Source organism: Dokdonella koreensis DS-123, assembly GCF_001632775.1.
GTDB classification, from domain to species: domain Bacteria; phylum Pseudomonadota; class Gammaproteobacteria; order Xanthomonadales; family Rhodanobacteraceae; genus Dokdonella; species Dokdonella koreensis.
This window is the reverse complement of sequence record NZ_CP015249.1, coordinates 1,533,701-1,552,082: the sequence shown is the minus strand read 5'-3', so window position 1 is coordinate 1,552,082 and position 18,382 is coordinate 1,533,701. Positions and strand designations below refer to the sequence as shown.

Below are 18,382 nucleotides of genomic sequence, written 5' to 3'. Positions count from 1 at the left end.
CCCCCGCGCCTGCATTCCCCGTCCGAGGTGCCCGATGAGCGCCACGGCGGCGCGTGCCAGCCTGCCGGCCGTCTGGCGCCGGCTGTGGCCGGAGGTCTGGAAACACCGCGGCCGTGTCGGTATCGCGCTGGCGTTCCTGGTGGCCGCCAAGCTGGCCGCCGTCGGCGTACCGCTGCTGCTCAAGCAACTGGTCGACACGCTCGACCGCACCCCGAAGCCGCTCGCGGTACCGCTGGCGCTGCTCGCCACCTACGGCGCACTGCGGCTGGCGACCACGCTGTTCCAGGAGCTGCGCCAGGTGGTGTTCGCGCGCGTGCTGGCACGGACCTCGCGCCAGATCACGCTGCGCGCGTTCGAGCACCTGCACGCGCTCAGCCTGCGCTTCCACCTGGGCCGCCGCACCGGCGCGATCGCGCGCGACGTCGAGCGCGGCATGTCCGCGGTCGCCGACCTGCTGGACTGGACGCTGTACACGATCCTGCCGACCCTGCTCGAGGTGGCCCTGGTCTGCAGCTTCCTGATCCTGCGCTACGACTGGACGTTCGCGGTCATCACGCTGGCGACGCTGGCCGCCTACATCACCTTCACGTTCGCGGTCACCGAATGGCGCATCCGCTACTACCGCGCCGCCAACGAAGCCGATACCGAGGCCAATGCGCGCGCGGTCGACTCGCTGCTCAACTACGAGACGGTCAAGTACTTCGGCAACGAGCAGCACGAACTCCGGCGCTACGACGCCAGCCTGATCGGCTACGAGAACGCCACCGTCAAGAGCCTCAAGACGCTGGCCCTGCTCAACATCGGCCAATCCGGCATCGTCGCGATCGGCCTGGCGCTGCTGCTCTGGCGCGCCGCCGCCGGCGTGGTCGCCGGCACGATGAGCCTGGGCGACCTTGTGCTGGTCAACGCCTTCCTGTTGCAGCTGTCGGTGCCGCTGAACTACCTCGGCATGGTCTACCGCGAGGTCAAGCAGGCGCTGGTCAACATCGAGCGCATGTTCGAGCTGATCGGCGAGCCGCAGGAGGTGAGCGACCTGCCCGGCGCGCCGGCGCTGGCGCCGCGCGGCGCCGAGGTGCGCTTCGAGCACGTGGACTTCGGCTACGAAGCCGCCCGGCCGATCCTGCGCGACGTCGACTTCACGATTCCGGCCGGCCATACGGTCGCCGTGGTCGGCACCAGCGGCGCCGGCAAGTCCACGCTCGCGCGGCTGCTGTTCCGCTTCTACGATCCCACCGGCGGCCGCATCACGATCGACGGCGTGGACATCCGCGCCGTCGACCAGGCCTCGCTGCGCCGGGCGATCGGCATCGTCCCGCAGGACACGGTGCTGTTCAACGACAGCATCTACTACAACATCGCCTACGGCCGACCCGAGGCCACGCGCGAGGAGGTCGTCGCGGCCGCGCGCTCGGCGCACATCCACGACTTCATCGTCTCGCTGCCGGACGGCTACGACACGCCGGTCGGCGAGCGCGGCCTCAAGCTCTCCGGCGGCGAGAAGCAGCGCGTCGCGATCGCCCGCACCGTGCTCAAGGACCCGGCGATCCTTGTGTTCGACGAGGCCACCAGCGCGCTCGACACCCGCACCGAGAAGGCGATCCAGGCCGAGCTGGCCGACATCGCGCGTGAGCGCACGACCCTGGTGATCGCCCACCGCCTGTCCACGATCGTCGACGCGGACCGCATCCTCGTGCTCGACCACGGCCGCGTCGTCGAGAGCGGCAACCACGAAGCGCTGCTGGCGCGTGGAGGCCGGTACGCCCAGCTGTGGGCGCTCCAGCAGCGCGAACGCCTGAGCACGCCCGCGGACGCGGTCTAGGGCGTGTCATCAATCCCCCGGCAGGTCGCGTTGGCCCTGGAAAGTCGTCAGGGGGTGGTGTGTGGCGCCGCGCCTGACTGGCCGTCAGGTCAAGCCGCGCAACGCACGCTGGCGGCTTTCCAGGGCCAACCCGTAGGGCCGCTCTTGCGTGCGCCCGGGACTGCGTCATCGCTCGGGCGTGGACCGACGTCCACTTCCTCCCTCTTCCTTGGCCCGGACGCACGCAAGAACGGCGCGGCCTACCGAGGGATTGATGACACGCCCTAGGACGCGCCGGCAATCCCCGCACAGGTCACGCCCCGGCGCCGCACGTCCGATCTGGGCGCGCGGTCGAGGCACCGAATCCGCTGCCGCCGCCGGATGCCGAAACCTGGTCCCGCTGTCGCACTGCCAGCGGGAGCCGGATCCGGCACGCAGCCCGCTCGAAGCCCGCTCGAAGCCCTGCACGCAGCCGCGTGGCCCTAGGTGCCGGCGCGCCGCCACAGCCGCGCCGGACGGACGGCCTCGACGCGTCAGATCCACACGTCGTTGCGGGCGGTCAGCGCGCCGCCGGCATCGCCGGTGTTGACGACGCCGCGAGGCTCCAGGATCAGGGCATGGCATTCGCTGTCCGCCCGCGTGATGTGCTCCACGCCGCGCGGCACTACGAACAGCTCGCCTTCGCCGACCACCACCTCGCGATCGCGGAAGCCGATCTGCATCTGTCCGCGCAGCACGAGGAAGGCCTCGTCGGTATCGGCATGGGTGTGCCAGACGAACTCGCCGGCGAATTTCACGATCTTGAACTGCAGGTCGTTCAACTCGGCGACGACGCGAGGCGACCAGTGGTCGTGCAGCTGCGCGAGCTTGTGCGTGAGATTGATTGCCTGGTCGGTCATCGGCGGCTTGCCTCGGCGGATGGAATGCGAATGGCGGCCGGGCCGGGCTGCGGCGGCAGCGATCGCGGCGAGGCGCCGGCCCAACGCTACCATTCCGCGCCCCGCCACCGCGAGCGCCGTGCCGATCGCGCATCCGGCGCGGCCGGCACCACCGGCAACGGCCGAAGCGCCGCCGCAGCGCGCACCTGCCCGGTCTGCGGCCGGCAGGCTGCGGCATCCGCGACGGCGGCCGGCCCATAATCGCGCATGGCATTCCCTCGCCTTCCGGCCCGCCTGCTGGCCGCCCTGCCCGATGCGGTCACCGCCGGCGTCTTCTTGACGCTGTGGATCGCACCGCTGCGCTTCGGCGACGGCGGCGTGCGCACCGCGATGCTGGTCATGCTGGTCGAGTTCGTCCTCATCCACGCGGCGATGTTCCTCGGCACACGGGTGCTGTCGGCGCGTACGCCGGCCCGCCGCATCGTGCTGCTGCTGGTCTTCGCCGGGTTCTACGGCATGTTCATCGCGGCCTGGTCGGTGGTGTTTCGCGCGTGGTGGCCGCTGCTCGCGTTCGCCTGGCTGCTGCTCGGCAAGGCGGCGATCGCCGCCGACCCGGGTCGCAGCGAGACCGAGCGGTTGCGCCGCATGCAGTCGGACCAGCTGCTGGCGACGCTGGCCTACCTCGCCGGCGCATTCGCGACCACCCTGGTGCCGCTGCCGCGCCTGGGCATCGGTGCCGATGTCGTGCCGCAGCTGGGCTTGCCGGGCGGCGGACTGTGGGTCGAGCAGCCGCATACCGTGATCGCGTTCGGGGCGCTGTACTTCGGACTGCTGGCCTGGTCCAAGTGGCGCGACTGGCAGTTGCCGCTCCCTTCGCCGCGCCAGGGCGGCGCCTGAATCCCACACGGGCCGCCGCCGCGCGCCGCGGCGATCGGGGCGGCAACCCGCGCATCGCAAGGCCACGCCGGGCTTACGCTTTTCTTAAGCGCCGATCCGCTACGGTTCGGGAAACCGTAGCCAGAGGACCCGCCATGCGCCCTGCCGGCCTGCTCGCGCTGTCGCTTCTGCTGCCGGTCGCCGCCGCGGCCGACGGATTCCACGATCCCTACGTCCGCCTGGCGCAGGTACGCACCGACTACGTCGCGCCCGACGAAGGCACGGCGGCCAATCCGCTGACGCTCGTGCACCCCTGCCTGTGGCCGGACGGCACGCCCGGGCTGCTGGTGCCCTGCTTCACCGGGCCGGACACGTTCGCGCAGAGCAACGCCTATCGCTTTGCCGGACTCGCGCCGTGGTCGCCGAACCACTGGCTGCTGCTGCTCAACAACGAGCCCTGGCCGTGGCCGGGCAATTCCGGGCCGCCGAACCAGTCACTGCCGCGCGCGATACCGGGCCTGGGCGTGATGGGCTTCGGCGTGTCGCCGGCACTGACGGTCGGCGATGGCCTGTACTGGCGGTTCCACCTGGCGCTCAGCCATCTTCACGACAATCCGGCCGGCGCGTTCGCGATCCCGTTCCTGTCGATCGGCGCCGCCGCCGGCCGCGGCAACGGCGGCCTGGTCGGCACCCTCAACGATCCGGAGCGCCCGCATGTCGTCAGCTTCCGCAGTCGGCTCGATGCCGTTTTCGGCTCGACGCCGGACCAGCTCTGGGTGCTCAGCCATTTCCTGTGGGCCACCGCCGAGTGGGGCGGCAAGCCGCGCATGCTGTTCCTGCACCTCTACCATGACGGCTACGTGCAGGGAGAGCCGTTCGAGTTCTCGACGCCGACCGTCCCCGGCGCCACCAGCCGGTGGAACTGGCCGATCGAGGAGTCGGTGCTGTTCCCCGGGGCCGAGGTGGCCTTCATCGACGGCGAGGACACGCTCACCCACTGCGGCTTCGCGACGCCGGTGCTGACGGCGCCGGGGCAGACGATCCATGCCGAGGTGGACCTGCAGGCGCTGTACCGCTGCCTGAGCGACCACGGTCTCTACGACGAACCGATGCCGCACGACGTGCCCGTGCCGCTCACCGGCGTGCACTGGGGCAACGAACTGACCGGCGAGCGCGTCGCGCTGGCGACGACGGTATGGGGCATCGACATCCGGGCCGCCGGCGAAGCCGACAAGGCCGGCGTGGACCTCGACGCGGTCCGGCCGGGTGCGGAAACCACGCGCATGGTCGAGGCCCTGCAGCAGGCCTGCCGGGCGGATCTGCGCTGCGCCAGCCGGAATGCGCCGCCACCATCCGGCGTCACCGCCGGCGACCCGGCCGATGGCCCCGGCGCCACGCCGGGCCTCCACACCCGCCAGGACCAGGGTCCGGCGTCGCGCCGGAAGCCGCCGCCGTCTCCGCAGGATTGAGCAGCCACCTCGCGGTCGCCACGCCGTCGGCGCCGGCTGGCGCCGGAGGGCGCGGATGCCGCGTCACGCAAAGCGGCCCGGGGCACCCGGCCTGCAATCGCAGGTGAACGCCGGCCCGGCCCGGAGCCCAGGTTCACCCGACAGCCGGAAAGCCGGCGGCACAGTGGCGCGGGGATCGCCCGACCGCAGCACGCAACGCCGACCGGTGTGCACGGTCCGGTCCGGATCCCTCGAACCGCCTGCCACCGGAGAGGACCATGACGAAGCCCCGCGCGCCGAAATCCGCCACCGCCACGCAGGCGGCCGTCGCCAAGCAGCGTCGCGTGCAGAAGCAGGTCGATGCCCGGAAGAAGACCGCGCCGGCCGCCGGCAAGGACGCCAAGGGCGCCGTGCAGGCCGGCCCGCACAGGCAGCCGGCCAACCCGCTGCCGCAGCAGCACCTGCGCAAGCCCGGCCGCGAATCGGACCTGACACCCGCCCCGCGCTTCCAGGCCGAGGGCTATCGCGGCAGCGGCAAGCTCGAAGGCCGCGTCGCGCTGATCACCGGCGGCGACTCGGGGATAGGCCGCGCCGTCGCGGTGCTGTTCGCGCGCGAAGGCGCCGATGTCGCGATCGTCTACCTGTGCGAGGACGAGGACGCCGCGGTGACCTGCGCCCACGTCGAGCGGGAGGGGCGCCGCTGCCTGGCGCTGCGCGGCGACGTCACCGCGATGCACTTCTGCCGCGAGGCGGTCGAGCGGACGCTGGCGCAGTTCGGCCGTCTCGACATCCTCGTCAACAATGCCGCGTTCCAGCAGCACGCCGAGCAGATCGAGGACCTGACCGAGGAACACTTCGACCTGACCGTGCGCACCAATCTCTACGGCTACTTCCACATGGCCAAGGCCGCGCTCGCGCACCTGCCCGAAGGGGGCTCGATCATCAATACCGGGTCGGTGACCGGCATCTCCGGCAGCGGCAAGCTGCTGGACTATTCGGCGACCAAGGGCGCCATCCACGCGTTCACCAAGGCACTGGCCAGCAACGTGATCGACCGCGGCATCCGCGTCAACGCGGTCGCGCCGGGCCCGGTGTGGACCCCGCTCAATCCCGCCGACCGCCCGGCCGAGGAGGTAGCCCGGTTCGGCCGCTCGACCGACATGAAGCGGCCGGCGCAGCCGGAGGAGATCGCGCCCGCCTACGTGTTCCTGGCCGCGCCCGCCTGCGCCAGCTACATCACCGGCATCGTGCTGCCGATCACCGGCAGCGTCGGCTGAGCGTCGCGCTCAGACCAGCTTGACCAGGAGCTTGCCGAAGTTGCGGCCGGCCAGCAGGCCGATCAATCCGGCCGGCGCCTGCTCCAGGCCGTGGATGACGTCCTCGCGGTAGGCGATCGCGCCTGCGGCCAGCCAGCGGCCCATGTCCGCGAGAAACGCCGGGTACAGCGCGGGGAAGTCGCGCTGGATGAAGCCGCGCACGGTCAGGTGGCGGCTCAGGATCAGGGCCATCAGTTCCGGCAGGCGGTCCGGACCCGGCGGCCGCCCCCGCTCGTTGTAGTGCGCGACCAGGCCACACACCGGCACGCGCGCGAAATCGTTGAGCAGGGGCAGGACGGCCTCGAACACCGCACCGCCGACGTTCTCGAAGTAGACGTCGATGCCGTCGGGCACGGCCGCCCGCAGCCGCTCGGCGAAGTCCGGCGCGCGATGGTCCAGCGCCACGTCGAAGCCCAGCTCGCCGGCGACATGGGCGCACTTGGCCGCACCGCCGGCGATGCCGACCACGCGCGCGCCGCGCAGCTTCGCGATCTGCCCGACGGTGGCGCCGACCGGCCCGCTGGCCGCGGCGACGACGAGGGTCTCGCCGGCCTGCGGCTTGCCGATCTCGTGCAGGCCGGCGTAGGCGGTGAAGCCCGGCATGCCGTAGACGCCGAGCGCCGTGCTGACCGGCGCCACGGCCGGGTCGAGCTTGCGCCGCAGCGACGCGCCGTCGACGAGCGCATGCGTCTGCCAGCCGGCATGCGCCAGCACCCAGTCGCCCTCGGCGAAGCCCGGGTGGCGCGACGCGATCACGCGCGCCACCGTGCCGCCGTCCATCACGGCGCCGATCGCCACCGGCGCGGCATAGGAGCGCCCCTCGTCCATGCGCCCGCGCATGTACGGGTCGAGCGAGAGATAGACGTTCTCCAGCAGGACCTGGCCGCCGCCGGGATCCGGCAGCACGGCCTGCTCGATGCGGAAGTTCGCGGGGGTCGGCTCGCCCTGCGGCCGCGAGGCGAGGACGATGCGGGTGGTCGGCGTGCTCATCGCCGGATTGTCCGGCCGGCCCGCGCCGATGGAAAGCGCCGGGTGGCCCGGCGCGACGAGCCGCCGCGGGCAACCCGGCCGGAGCCGGGCATCGCGGCGCGCGGCCGCGTGCGGGGCTACTCCGAGGTGGTCGGATCGATCACGCTGCGCACACGGGCGACGCTGTTGGCCGGGAAACCGCCCCGTTGCGCGTGCTCACGCACGCTGGCCTCGTCCGGTGCGATGTAGACGCAGTAGATCTTGTCGTCGGTGACGTAGCTCTGCAGCCACTGGATCTTCGGCCCCATCTCGCCGAGCACGCCGCAGGACTTCTGCGAGATCGCCTGCAGCTCCTGCGCGCTGAGTGCGCCGGCGCCGGGCAGCTCGCGTTCGATGACGTACTTGGGCATGGTCCGATCCTGTGTGTGGGGCGGTGCATTGTGCGCCGGGCGCGCCCGTCAGGCCCGCCGCACAGCAGCATCGGCCTGCGCCGGCAGGCCGATGCCGGACAGGCCGTCAGCGTTCGTCCTCGAAGCCGTTCTTGAACAGCGTGTCCTCCGCCGGCGGCGGTGGTGCCTCGAACGCACCGATGTCGGCGCCGCCGCCGCGCTCGCGCGCGAAGCCCTCGCCGCGCTGGTCGAAGGCGAAGGCGCCGGTGTTGTTGCCGGCGTCGATCGCGGGGCTGCCCTTGCCGAGCGCATGCGTCCGGGTCGGGCCGCCGTTGTCGGCCAGCGGCAGCAGCAGCGGTTCGTCGCGCAGCGTACCCGGCGGCAGCAGGCTGGCGTCGGCATCGACGATCAGGTTGTGGCCGCCGCCGATCTGGATCGTGGCGCCGTCCACGCCGAAGTCGGCACCGTGCAGCACGGTGTCGACCGCCTGGTTGCTGCCGAACAGCGAGCTCTGCAGGTCGAACACGACCGTCGTCGTCGCGCCGCCGTGGACGTAGAGCAGGCCGCCGGTGTACTCGGCCGCCTCGTTGAAGGCAATCGTGCTGCTGCGGACCGTGGTCGGCCGGGTGGTCGACACGCCGCCGCCGCGACGCGCGGTGTTGCCGCTGATGGACGTGTTGTCGATCCGCAGCGAGGTGATCTGGTCGCCGTAGTTGGTGTAGTTTGCCTTGTGGACGCCGCCGCCGTCCGCGCTGGCGACATTGCCCTCGACCAGGGAGTCCACCAGCACCGCGCTGCCGCGCAGCAGCAGGCCACCGCCGCGGCCGTACTGGCCGGCCTCGATGCTGTTGCCGCTGATGGTGCTGCGCGTGATCTCGACCGGACCGCGGGCGTAGATGCCGCCGCCACCGCTGCGCAGGCTGTTGGCACCGGGCGTCGCCACCGTGACGTGGTTGCCGCTGATCACGCTGTCGACCAGCGTGGCGGTGTAGCCGACGTAGGCGCCGCCGCCGATTGCCGAGCGCGTGCTGGAGGCCGAGGTCGAGCCGGTGATCGCGCTCTGCACCATCTCCAGCCCGTAGGCGCCCACCGCGCCGCCGAAGTTGACCGGCAGGTTGGACTGGCTGTGGCAGTCGCGCACGGAGACCCGTTCGAGCTTGATGTTGGCATAGGACTGGACGCAGGACGCCAGGCCGTTGGTGGCGCGGCCGTTGGCCACCGTCAGGTCGGCCAGCGTCAGCCAGCCGTCGGTGCCGTTGCCGCCGTGCCGCAGGATCGCCGTGGCGTCCGCGCCGGAGATCGTCAGCTTGTCGCGCCCGGGGCCCTGCACGGTCACGTTCAGCAGCGGCGCCTTCGGAAGGGCGATCACGCTGATGTCGATCAGGCTGGCCAGCTCGATCGTGCCGCAGGTCAGGCCGGTCAGGTCCAGCGTATCGCCGTCCTCGGCCGCCAGGATGACCTGGCGCAGCGTGCCGGGGCCATCGTCGTCGCAGCTGGTCACCGGCACGGTGGCCGCGCGGACCTCCGCCTGCAGGCACAGCCCGGCGGCGGCCAGCGCCAGCGTCACGCAGGCGGCCAGGGGACGTTGCCGCATCGAGCGGCGCGAGGTCGGTGTGCTGCGGGTCATCGCGGTGTTTCCTGCAAAGGGATGAAGGGGAAGAAGACACGCCCGGCGGCCGCGGAAGAGCCGACCCAGGCGCATCGGACTATCGGCCGGGGGCTGTCGGGACGCATGCCACCTCGATGGACGCTCCATTCCCCATCGATGGTCGATCCATGGATTGCGCGCGCCACCACGCACCCGGCGCCGTTCAGGACGCCAGCGGCGGCCCCAGCGGCGGCTGCCGCAGTTCGTCGGGAACGGCGCGCGAACCGGCCAGCGCGCGTGCGCGCGCCAGTGCCGCGCGCCAGGCGGCGGTCTGCCCGAGGGCATGGTAGAGGCGCACCTGCAGCAGGGCGCACTCGAAGTCCTGCTCGGCCCAGCGGGCGACCTGGCCGACCAGGGCGGCGGCGCCTTCGAGCTCGCCTTGCGCGATCAGCCACCGCGCATAACCGTCGACGACGGCGGCCAGGTCCTGTGGCGCCGCGTCGCGGCCGGCGGCCAGCGCGTGTTCGTAGGCCTCGCGCGCCGCCTCCCCGGACCGCTGCTCGGCCTGCGCCAGCCAGCCGTAGGCCACGACACCCGGCAGCGTCCCGGCCGCCGCCGGCGGTGCCTGCCCGGCGGTCGCCGCCTCCGCCGGACGCCCGAGCCGGACCAGGCCGTGCACCACCAGCCAGCGCGCCCGTGCCTGATCGCGCGAGCCGGCCTCCAGCCGGGCCGCGGCCTGCTGCGCCGCGGCAAGCTGGCTCTCCCACTGCCCGCGCAGGCGCGCCGCCTCGGCCTGCGCCAGCCGCAGGCGCCCCAGCAGCTCGCCCTCGCGCGCCGGATCCAGGGCATGCTCGATGTCCGCCTGCAGCTGCTCGGCCTGCTCGAAGCGGCCCGCTGCCGCCAGCGCGGCGGCGCGCCGGCTTTCCAGCAGGCGCCGCTCGAACGGGTTCTCGACCTTGCCGATCACGTCGACCAGCCGGTCGCCGATCGCCTGCGCCGCCACCGGCTGCAGCAACAGCAGGCGGACCTCGATCTGGTTGCCGAGCGCGGCGCCCAGCTCCGACGGCACGTCGAGCCGCTCGAAGCGCTCCGCCGACCGTTCCAGCAGCGACTGGGCATTGCCGTAGGCGCCGCCGGCCGCAGTCATCACGCCCTCGCTCATGTCGATGCGCGCCAGCCCCAGGCTGTCGCCGGTCGCCTCCAGCACGACCCGCGCACGCGAGAAATCCTCGGTGGCCTCGGCGGCATGGCCGCGCATCGCCCGCCCGATGCCGCGGCCGAGGTAGGCATAGCCGAGGTTGACCGGATCGCCCTGGTCCGGCAGCAGCCGCAAGGCCTCGCTGAAGACCGGCTCGGCCTCAACTGCCTGGTTGCGCCGGACCGCGATGGCACCCAGCCCCATCAGTGCGCGCCCGCGCAGCAGCGGCGACCGGTCCGGCGTCAGCTCCGCCAGCAGGGCCTGGAGCACCGCCGACGCCTCGTCGTGGCGGCCCAGCCGGTAGTCCACCAGCGCGGCGCGCAGCCGCAGCTCCGGTGTCCGTCGCAACGCTTCGGGAGCCGCCTCGATCCAGGCGCGGGCCCGGCCGAAGTCCTCCGACAGCACCGCCGCCTCGGTCCGCTGCAGCAGCTCGGTCAGCGAGCGGCCCTCGGGCGGCGGCGCGACGGCGGCCGGATCGAGCGCGGCCAGCAGGCGCTCGGTGGCCTGCTGGCTGGCCTCGATCACGTCGGCACCGTGGATCTGGATCTCGCGGGGCTTCGCGCCGCCCTCGGCCAGGGAGAAAACCACGCGCCAGCCCTGGGCCGTCTGCCGGACCGTGGTCAGCACCAGGCGCTCGGCGCGGCTGGCGCGGCCGATCGCGGACAGGTCGTTCGCGTCCAGGCGGCCGTAGGGATTGAGCGCCACCATCGTCTCGCTCGGCACGACGGCGAGGCCGGCGCTGCGCAGGCGATTGGCGGTGAGGTCCATCAGGCCCAGCCGCAGCCAGGCCCAGGCATCGTCGGCCAGCACCTCGGCCGGCAGCACGGCGATCAGGCCGGCGATCGGCACTTCGGCGGCCGCCTGCGTCGCGCCGGTGGCCGGTCCGGCCGCCGGCCGCAGCCAGGCGACGGCCGCGACGCCCGCCGCCGCGATCACCAGGCCGGCCAGCGCCAGGATCGCGCCGCGGCGGCGACGCCGCGCCGGTCGCGCCGGTGCCGCCTCGGGGACCTGCGCCGGTGCCAGTGGCACCGGCGGCGGCTCCGGTGCCGGCACTGGTGCCGCGGCAGCGTGTTGCGGTGCCTCCGGCAGCGGCGCGTCGGCGATCGGCGCGCACGTCACCTCGGCCACCCAGCGGTAGCCGAACCGCGGCACGGTGCGGATGCAGTCCTGGTTCTCGCCGTTGTCGCCCACCAGCCGGCGCGCCTTCAGCAAGGTCTTGCCGAGCAGGTTGTCCGATACGCTCGCCTGCCCCCACACCGCGGCGACCAGCTCGTCGCGCCCGACCGCGCGCTCGCGGTGTTCGAGCAGGTAGACCAGGCAGTCGAACGCGGTCGGCGAAGAAGCCAGCAGGCGGCCTCGGTGACGCAGTTCGCGGGCGGCGGGGTCCAGTTCGTACTGGTTGAAGCGATAGCTGAAGCGAGTCATCCGCCGGAGCGTAGCGCGCCGCCGGCAGCCGAGGAAGGCGCCGCGGCTCAGCGATCGGCGTCGCGAGGGCCTCGCGCATGCGCCATCGTGCGCACCGCGACGCGGTTGCGGCCGCGGGTCTTGGCCGCGTACAGCGCGCGGTCGGCGACCGCGATCAGGGCCTGGTCGGGGATCGACGCATCCGGCCGCGTCACGCCGACGCCGATGCTGACCGTCACGTGCGGCGCCACCGGCGAGGCCGGATGGGCGAGCCGCTCGGCCTCCACACGCCGCCGCAGGCACTCGGCGCGGCGGCGCGCCTGCGGCGCGGTATGGTCGGGCAGCAGCAGGGCCAGCTCCTCGCCGCCGTAGCGTGCGACCAGTTCGTCCGGCCCGCGCGCCACCTCGCGGCACAGCCGCGCCAGCTCGCGCAGGCATTCGTCGCCGTACAGGTGGCCGCAGGCGTCGTTGAGCGGCTTGAAGCAGTCGGCGTCGACCAGCAGCAGCGCCAGCAGCCGGCCCGCCTCCGCCTGGCGCCGCCAGGTCTCGGCGAAGCGCTGGTCGAAGCAGCGGCGGTTGGCGATGCCGGTCAGGCCGTCGCTCATCGACAGCAGCTGCAGCCGTCGGTTGGCCTGCTCCAGCTCCAGCACGACACGCGTCAGGTGGATCGTCCCGGCGACCTGCGAGGCGACCGCGTCGAACGTCGCGCAGACTTCCGGCGTGAAGAAGTCCGCGCGCGTGCTCTCCAGGTTCAGCACGCCGTGCAGGCGCCCGCGGTGCAGGATCGGCACCAGGTACTCCGAACGCACGTCGCGGTTGCCGGGCACGTAGTCCGGATCGTGCTGCACGTCGGCGATCAGCTGGGCCCTGCCGCTGCGCACGCAGCGGCCCGCCGCGCCGACCGTCACCGGCCAGGGCAGGTCGCCGGGCAGGTCCAGGCCGATGCGGCCGGCCCAGACCTCCTGGACGAAGTGACCGCCGTCCTCGTCGAGCAGGATGATGCTGGCGATCGCGACCGGCAGGCGCCGGGCGACACAATCGACGATGCGCTGCAGGACGGCCTGGAGGTTCTCGCCCTCGAACGCCTCGCTCGATACCTGGGCCAGGATCTCGGCCAGCACGGCGCGGCGGCCGGACGCGTCGCGCTCGCCCCAGGGCAGGTCCTTCTCGCGCACGCCGCCCACACCTGCCCTCATGCCCGCCCCGCCCGAGGAGACGCCCTGCACCGGGGCACAGTCTACGACGCGTGCCGCCGGGCCGCGACCGGCCCCGGTTGGGGGATCGCCTGCCGGACTGCGTACTGGATCGGCAACCGGGCCCGTGCACGCCAGCGACGCGGCGGCGCACCCGGCAGACGCCGCCCTGCTGCACGCGTGCGGCGCCGTTCCACTCGACACGTCCAGGAGAACCGACGATGAACTCCACGCTCCGGCCGCTGGCCGGCCTGATCCTGCTGCTCGCCCTGCCCGCCGCCGACGCGGCAACCTACTGCGTCGGCACCGCCGCGGAACTGCAGCAGGCACTGAATGCGGCCGCGGCATCGACCGGTGACGACGAGATCCGCATCCGCCGCGGCACCTACGCGCAGGCGCAGACCTTCCTCTACACCACCACCGTGTCGGGCTGGCTCTACGTCAACGGCGGCTGGATCGAGGACGGCGGCACGCCGTGCGCGCGCCGCTCGAACGTGGCCGGCGACACCGTGCTGGACGGCGAAGGCCTGCGCCAGGTGTTCAAGCTCTTCTACAACCCGGCGGTGACGCCGGTCTCGGCCCCGCGCTTCCTGCTCTCCAACCTGACCGTGCGCAACGGCTTCGGCGAGGGGTTCGTGCGCGGCGGCGGGTTGTCGATGTTCTCCAACGGCGAGAACTACGCCGAGTTCTGGCTCGACAACGTGATCGTGGCCGGCAACAGCGGCTACTTCGGCGGCGGCGCCGACTTCTACCTCAAGAAGGGCCTGCTGCGCATCGCCAACAGCCTGTTCGCCGACAACGAGGCGCCGACCAGCGCCTACGGCCACCTGGCGATCACCGTCCTCGCCGGCGAGTCGCCGTACGCGGCGGTGCTGATCAACAGCACCTTCGCCGGCGGCACCTGCGCCGGCCAGGCCAACCGCGGCTGCGGCATCGGTGCCGGCCTCGGCGAGGGCGCGCGCATGGACGTCGTCAACAGCGTATTCGCCGACAACGCGCAGTCGGACATGAGCATCGAAGGCTTCGCGCACATCGGATTCGGCGCCGGCACCGCTTACTACGACCACAGCCTCGTCCCGGTCACCACCGGCACCATCGCGCCGTCCGTCACCGGCGCGCTCGACGGCGATCCGCGCTTCGTCGATGCCGCCGCCGGCGACTACCGCCTCGCCGACGATTCGCCGCTGCTCGATCGCGCGCGCGGCGCCATTCCGGTCTACCCGCTGGCGTTCCACGACCTCGACGGCCGGCGGCGCCTGCGCTTCGGCGCGCTCGACCCGGGCGCCTACGAGAACCAGACCTGGGACACCGTGTTCGCCCACGGCTTCGATCCCGCCGGCGACTAGCCGCTTGTCGGGCAAGAGCCGTCGTGCCCTTGCCCGGCTCACACGGTCGCGGCACTACCGTGCCAGCGGTTGCGCGGACCAGCCGCCCGCACTGCCGCCCCGCGCGCGATCGCATCAACGCGCCATCGCGATGCGGGCGTCGCGACGGCGATGTCCCGACACGCGACCGGTTTGCGTATTCCACGGCACCCATCGGAGGAATGCCCATGCGTCGCGCCCTGCCCTTCCTGTTCCTGGTTTCCCTGCTCCCCGCCCTGGCGCCGCCCGCCGCCGCCGACCAGCCGCAGGCGCTCAGTGCCGACATCGGCGGCCAGCCCTTCGTCAGCGACGATGACGGCATCATGCTGATCCCGATCGGCGAGACCTTCACGCTGAGCGCGACGACGGCCGGCGCCAGCACCTACCCGCCACCGAAGACCCGCATCGACCGCCTGTCGATCACCTGCGACGGCTACGTGCCGGACCGCAGCTTCAGCCTGTCCGCCGAAGCGCTCTCCCGCAGCACCTGCGACGTCGGCTTCACCGTCGGCAGAAAACCCTATGGCGAGGATCCCGACGCCGAGTTCCGCCTCGACAAGAACAGCCCCGACAACCGCTTCGAGGTCACCGCCGCGCGCGGCAAGGTCATCGAGGGCCGCTTCACGTTCCGGCTCAAGGACGCCAAGGGCACGCCGCTGACGATCGAGAACGGCCGCTTCGTGGCCGAGGACCGCCAGTACTGAAGCACGCTGCAACCGCCGGCGACATGGCGGTATCCCCGGTCGGCACCGCGCCCACGCGCCGACCGGAAGCACCGCCATGCCGCTACCCGCCGAAACCCGACCCGAGCCGCCCCGGGCCGCCTCGCCGACGCGCCGCCGCCTGCTCGGCCTGGCGCTGCTGGCGCCGGCGATGGCGGCGCTGGCCGAGGAACCCGGCGATTTCATCGCCGCCCATGCCGCCGAGCACGCGTTCAGCGGCTCGGTCCTCGTGCGCAAGCGCGCCGACGTGGTCTATGCCCGCAGCTTCGGCCTCGCCAGCCGCGCCTTCGGCGTCCGCAACAGACTGCGAACCCGCTATCGGATCGCCTCGATCACCAAGGCGTTCACCGCGGTGCTGGTGCTGCAGCTGCACGAGCAGGGACGCGTCGACCTGCACCGGCCGATACGTGCCTACCTGCCCGGCTACCGCAGCAACGGCGCCGCCACGATCACCGCGCACCACCTGCTGAACCACACTTCCGGCCTGCCGAACATGGACACCGTGACCGACCTGGAAGCGGCACTGAAGGACGGCATCCCGGTCTACCAGACGCCGATGACGCGCGACCAGCTGCTGGAGCGCTATTGCAGCGGCGACCTGGTCGCGGCGCCGGGCCAGCGCTTCGACTACAACAACGCCGACTACGTCGTGCTCGGCAACCTGATCGAGCAGGTCTGCGGCAGGCCCTACGAGGACGTGCTGCAGGCGCAGATCCTCGACCCGCTCGATCTCGGGGACACCGGCCTGCTGCGCCAGGCCGCGATCGTCGACGGACTGGCCGACTGCTATTTCTACCGGGACGACCTCGGCGCGTTCGCCAACGACCTGCCGGTCTATCCGGAGAACTGGTACGCCGCCGGCGCCATGTACGCCACCGCCGGCGACCTGCTGGCCTTCGCCGATGCCCTGTTCGGCGGGCGCCTGCTCCGCCCGGCCTCGCTCGCGCGGATGACCGCCGGCGGCCTGGACGACTACGGCTACGGCGTGTGGTCCTACACGATGCGGGTCGGCGACCGGCGATCGCGGGTGGTCAAGCGGCCCGGCCGCATCATGGGTGCGCAGGGGCAGCTCTTCCGCATGATCGACGAGGACATCACGGTGATCGCGCTGAGCAACGCCGGACGCGTCGACATGGACGCCTTCGTCGCCGCGATCGGCCGGCGCTACGCCGCCTGACGACCGCGCGCCGGGCACGGCACGCGGCCCGGCCGCGAGACGCCCTGGCCGGTCACTCGAACCCGCCGGCGAAGATCCGTTCACCGCGCAGCCGGGCCACCCGGTTGCGCGACTGCCCGCCGATGCTCGTGAACCGGCCACCGACCGGCAGCGTGTCGCCCGGGCCGGCAGGGATGGCGTCGATACCCGGGAACGCCCGGCCGGCCACGTCGGCGGCCAGGCCGGCATCGACCCGCCCGTCCGCGCCCAGGCGGGCCAGGTGCCGCCGCGGCGTGCCCTGGACGAACTCGAACTGTCCGCCGAATGCGACCCGTCCGCCGGACTGCACGGCGATCGCATTGACCATCCTCGCCCCGGCCGGTCCCGTCACGGCCGGGTCGCCGCGGCATCCGCGACCGGCGGCATTGCAGGACGACCCTATCGTCCGCGGCCCGGTGCCCCACGCCGACCGTGCCAGCGGAACTGCGTCACGCTTCGACCGGCAAGCGGCGGTCTAGCATGACCCACCCGAGGGCTCCTGCATGCGCGATTCCGCCGTACCCGTCAAGACCACCAGCGGCCGCAACGAAGTGGCCGATCGCAGCCGGCAGCTCGGCTCGCGGCAGCGCATGCTGCTGATCGCGATCAACGGCGAGCACACGGTGCGCGAGATCCGCGAACGGTTCCACTCGCTCGGCGACGTCGACGCGCTGCTGGACGAACTGGCGGTCGCCGACCTCATCGACGTGGCCGGTGCGGGAGTGCCTGCCGCACCGGCCTCCGATCCACCGGGCCCTGCCTTCGACGCGGCCTCGCCGCTGGTCCAGGCGCGGCAATACATCAACGACAGCGTGGTCGCCCACCTCGGGCTGCGGGCGTTCCTGTTCACGCTGAAGGTCGAGCGCTGCTATTCCCGGCAGGCCCTGCTCGACCTGTTGCCCGAGTATCGCCGCCTGCTCGGCAAGACCCTGGACCCGGCCGCCATCGCCGCGCTCAACGAACGCGCCGAACGGATGATCGCGCGCCTCTGACACCGAGGCGCCGGCCGGCACCTTCACCTCGCTGGCGAAAGCCGGGGCACCGCGGCGGACCATCCCGCAACAGGCCCAACAAGCCGAGGACATGTTCGGCGCCCCTCGCCGGGCGTCATCCGGCTCGATCCCGGCGGTGCCTCGATGCACGCCGGTATCCGACCCGATCGGCGCTACGATGCCGGCCATGTTCCTCGAACGCCGCCCCTGCCCCGCCCTGCAGCCGTTCGTCCGGACGCTGTGGCTGACACGTTCCGAGGCCACCGGCCCGCGTCGCGAGCACCTGCTGCCGACCGGGGAAACCCATCTGGCATTCCGCCTGGCCGGCACGCCGCTGTGCATCAGCGACGGCGGCGGTCGCGACCGGCCGCTCGGTACCGCCGTGGTCGGCGGCATCCGCTCGAGCTTCTACGTGCGCGACCTGGCAGGCCCCACGCATACCGTCGGCGTGCAGTTGCACCCAGGCGGTGCCGGCGTGCTGCTCGGCGCCCCGGCCGGCGCGCTGGCCGAGCAGCATGTTCCGCTCGACGCCCTCTGGGGCGCCGCCGCAGGCGAGGCGTACGAGCGCCTGCTCGCGATCGCCGATGCCGAAGCGGCGCTCGACGCCCTCGAAGCGCTGCTGCTCGCCCGCCTGCGCCGCCCGCGCGGCATGCACCCGGCGGTGGCCGAGACCCTGGCCCGGATCGAGGCACCCGGCACGCCGCCCGCGGTCGGCGCACTGGTCGCCGCCAGCGGCTGCAGCCACCGGCGCCTGCTGACCCTGTTCCGCGATGCCGTGGGCCTCTCGCCGAAACGGTTCGCTCGCGTGGTGCGCTTCGGGCGCGCGCTGGAACGGATTGGCGGCCCGGACGGCCGCACGATGGCCGAGCTGGCGCTGGCGCTCGGCTACAGCGACCAGCCGCACTTCCAGCGCGACTTCCGCGCGTTCGCCGGCCTCACGCCCGAAACCTACGCCCGCCTGGCGCCCGCCTCGCCTCGCCACGTCCGGGTGGCCCTGGACACGTCCACGTCCACCTGAAAGCGCCGCACCGGCGCGTCGGCGCAGCACCGGG

Annotated in this window: 16 protein-coding genes; 9 read left to right on the top strand and 7 right to left on the bottom strand. The window is 72.8% G+C overall.

Translation table 11 applies throughout. The features are described from left to right. The first annotated feature begins 34 nt into the window (after positions 1-34). Positions 35-1,819: an ABCB family ABC transporter ATP-binding protein/permease gene (locus I596_RS06080; RefSeq protein ID WP_067645507.1), complete on the top strand. Its 1,785-nt coding sequence runs from the start codon at positions 35-37 to the stop codon at positions 1,817-1,819. Positions 1,820-2,331: 512 nt separating this feature from the next. On the opposite strand, the gene I596_RS06075 is transcribed toward I596_RS06080, so the two are convergent. Continuing rightward, positions 2,332-2,697 carry a cupin domain-containing protein gene (locus I596_RS06075; RefSeq protein WP_067645504.1) on the bottom strand — a complete coding sequence of 122 codons (366 nt, stop codon included), beginning with the start codon at positions 2,695-2,697 and terminating at the stop codon, positions 2,332-2,334. 246 nt (positions 2,698-2,943) lie between these two features. Between I596_RS06075 and I596_RS06065 the strand changes: the two genes are divergently transcribed. From I596_RS06065 to I596_RS06055, 3 genes are all read left to right on the top strand, one after another. Further along, positions 2,944-3,573, top strand: a complete 630-nt coding sequence (locus I596_RS06065) for a hypothetical protein (RefSeq protein WP_067645500.1) — start codon at positions 2,944-2,946, stop codon at positions 3,571-3,573. A 134-nt stretch (positions 3,574-3,707) separates the two neighbouring features. Then, positions 3,708-5,021 carry a hypothetical protein gene (locus tag I596_RS06060; protein ID WP_067645498.1) on the top strand — a complete coding sequence of 438 codons (1,314 nt, stop codon included), beginning with the start codon at positions 3,708-3,710 and terminating at the stop codon, positions 5,019-5,021. Between the two features lie 257 nt (positions 5,022-5,278). Continuing rightward, on the top strand, positions 5,279-6,277 hold the full coding sequence (locus I596_RS06055; RefSeq protein WP_067645496.1) for an SDR family oxidoreductase: 999 nt from the start codon (positions 5,279-5,281) through the stop codon (positions 6,275-6,277). Between the two features lie 9 nt (positions 6,278-6,286). Here I596_RS06055 and I596_RS06050 read toward each other — a convergent pair whose 3' ends face one another. From I596_RS06050 to I596_RS06030, 5 genes are all read right to left on the bottom strand, one after another. Next, positions 6,287-7,306, bottom strand: coding sequence for an NADP-dependent oxidoreductase (locus I596_RS06050; RefSeq protein ID WP_067645494.1), 1,020 nt, complete (start codon positions 7,304-7,306; stop codon positions 6,287-6,289). 116 nt (positions 7,307-7,422) lie between these two features. After that, complete coding sequence (locus I596_RS06045) at positions 7,423-7,695, bottom strand: DUF4242 domain-containing protein (RefSeq protein WP_067645492.1); 273 nt, start codon at positions 7,693-7,695, stop codon at positions 7,423-7,425. Between the two features lie 106 nt (positions 7,696-7,801). Beyond that, the gene (locus I596_RS06040; RefSeq protein WP_067645490.1) at positions 7,802-9,301 is read right to left on the bottom strand and encodes a choice-of-anchor Q domain-containing protein; all 1,500 of its coding nucleotides are present in this window, start codon (positions 9,299-9,301) and stop codon (positions 7,802-7,804) included. Positions 9,302-9,485: 184 nt separating this feature from the next. After that, positions 9,486-11,885: a winged helix-turn-helix domain-containing protein gene (locus I596_RS19195; RefSeq protein WP_067645489.1), complete on the bottom strand. Its 2,400-nt coding sequence runs from the start codon at positions 11,883-11,885 to the stop codon at positions 9,486-9,488. Between the two features lie 47 nt (positions 11,886-11,932). Further along, a complete protein-coding gene (locus tag I596_RS06030) occupies positions 11,933-13,060 on the bottom strand; it encodes a sensor domain-containing diguanylate cyclase (protein WP_083965406.1) in 1,128 nt (375 codons plus the stop codon). Between the two features lie 218 nt (positions 13,061-13,278). On the opposite strand from I596_RS06030, the gene I596_RS18715 reads away from it, so the two are divergent. The 3 genes from I596_RS18715 to I596_RS06015 all read left to right on the top strand — a co-directional run bounded on the left by I596_RS18715 (position 13,279) and on the right by I596_RS06015 (position 16,320). Further along, positions 13,279-14,403 (top strand): hypothetical protein, encoded by a 1,125-nt coding sequence (locus I596_RS18715; protein WP_067645485.1) that lies wholly within the window; start codon positions 13,279-13,281, stop codon positions 14,401-14,403. A gap of 206 nt (positions 14,404-14,609) precedes the next feature. After that, positions 14,610-15,125 (top strand): hypothetical protein, encoded by a 516-nt coding sequence (locus I596_RS06020; protein WP_067645483.1) that lies wholly within the window; start codon positions 14,610-14,612, stop codon positions 15,123-15,125. A gap of 76 nt (positions 15,126-15,201) precedes the next feature. Beyond that, positions 15,202-16,320: a serine hydrolase domain-containing protein gene (locus I596_RS06015; RefSeq protein ID WP_067645481.1), complete on the top strand. Its 1,119-nt coding sequence runs from the start codon at positions 15,202-15,204 to the stop codon at positions 16,318-16,320. 52 nt (positions 16,321-16,372) lie between these two features. Here I596_RS06015 and I596_RS06010 read toward each other — a convergent pair whose 3' ends face one another. Beyond that, complete coding sequence (locus tag I596_RS06010) at positions 16,373-16,666, bottom strand: hypothetical protein (RefSeq protein WP_067645479.1); 294 nt, start codon at positions 16,664-16,666, stop codon at positions 16,373-16,375. A 175-nt stretch (positions 16,667-16,841) separates the two neighbouring features. Between I596_RS06010 and I596_RS06005 the strand changes: the two genes are divergently transcribed. Both I596_RS06005 and I596_RS06000 read left to right on the top strand, forming a co-directional pair. Next, positions 16,842-17,330 carry a hypothetical protein gene (locus tag I596_RS06005; RefSeq protein ID WP_067645477.1) on the top strand — a complete coding sequence of 163 codons (489 nt, stop codon included), beginning with the start codon at positions 16,842-16,844 and terminating at the stop codon, positions 17,328-17,330. 187 nt (positions 17,331-17,517) lie between these two features. Next, complete coding sequence (locus I596_RS06000) at positions 17,518-18,348, top strand: AraC family transcriptional regulator (protein ID WP_223303927.1); 831 nt, start codon at positions 17,518-17,520, stop codon at positions 18,346-18,348. The last annotated feature ends 34 nt before the right edge of the window (positions 18,349-18,382 follow it).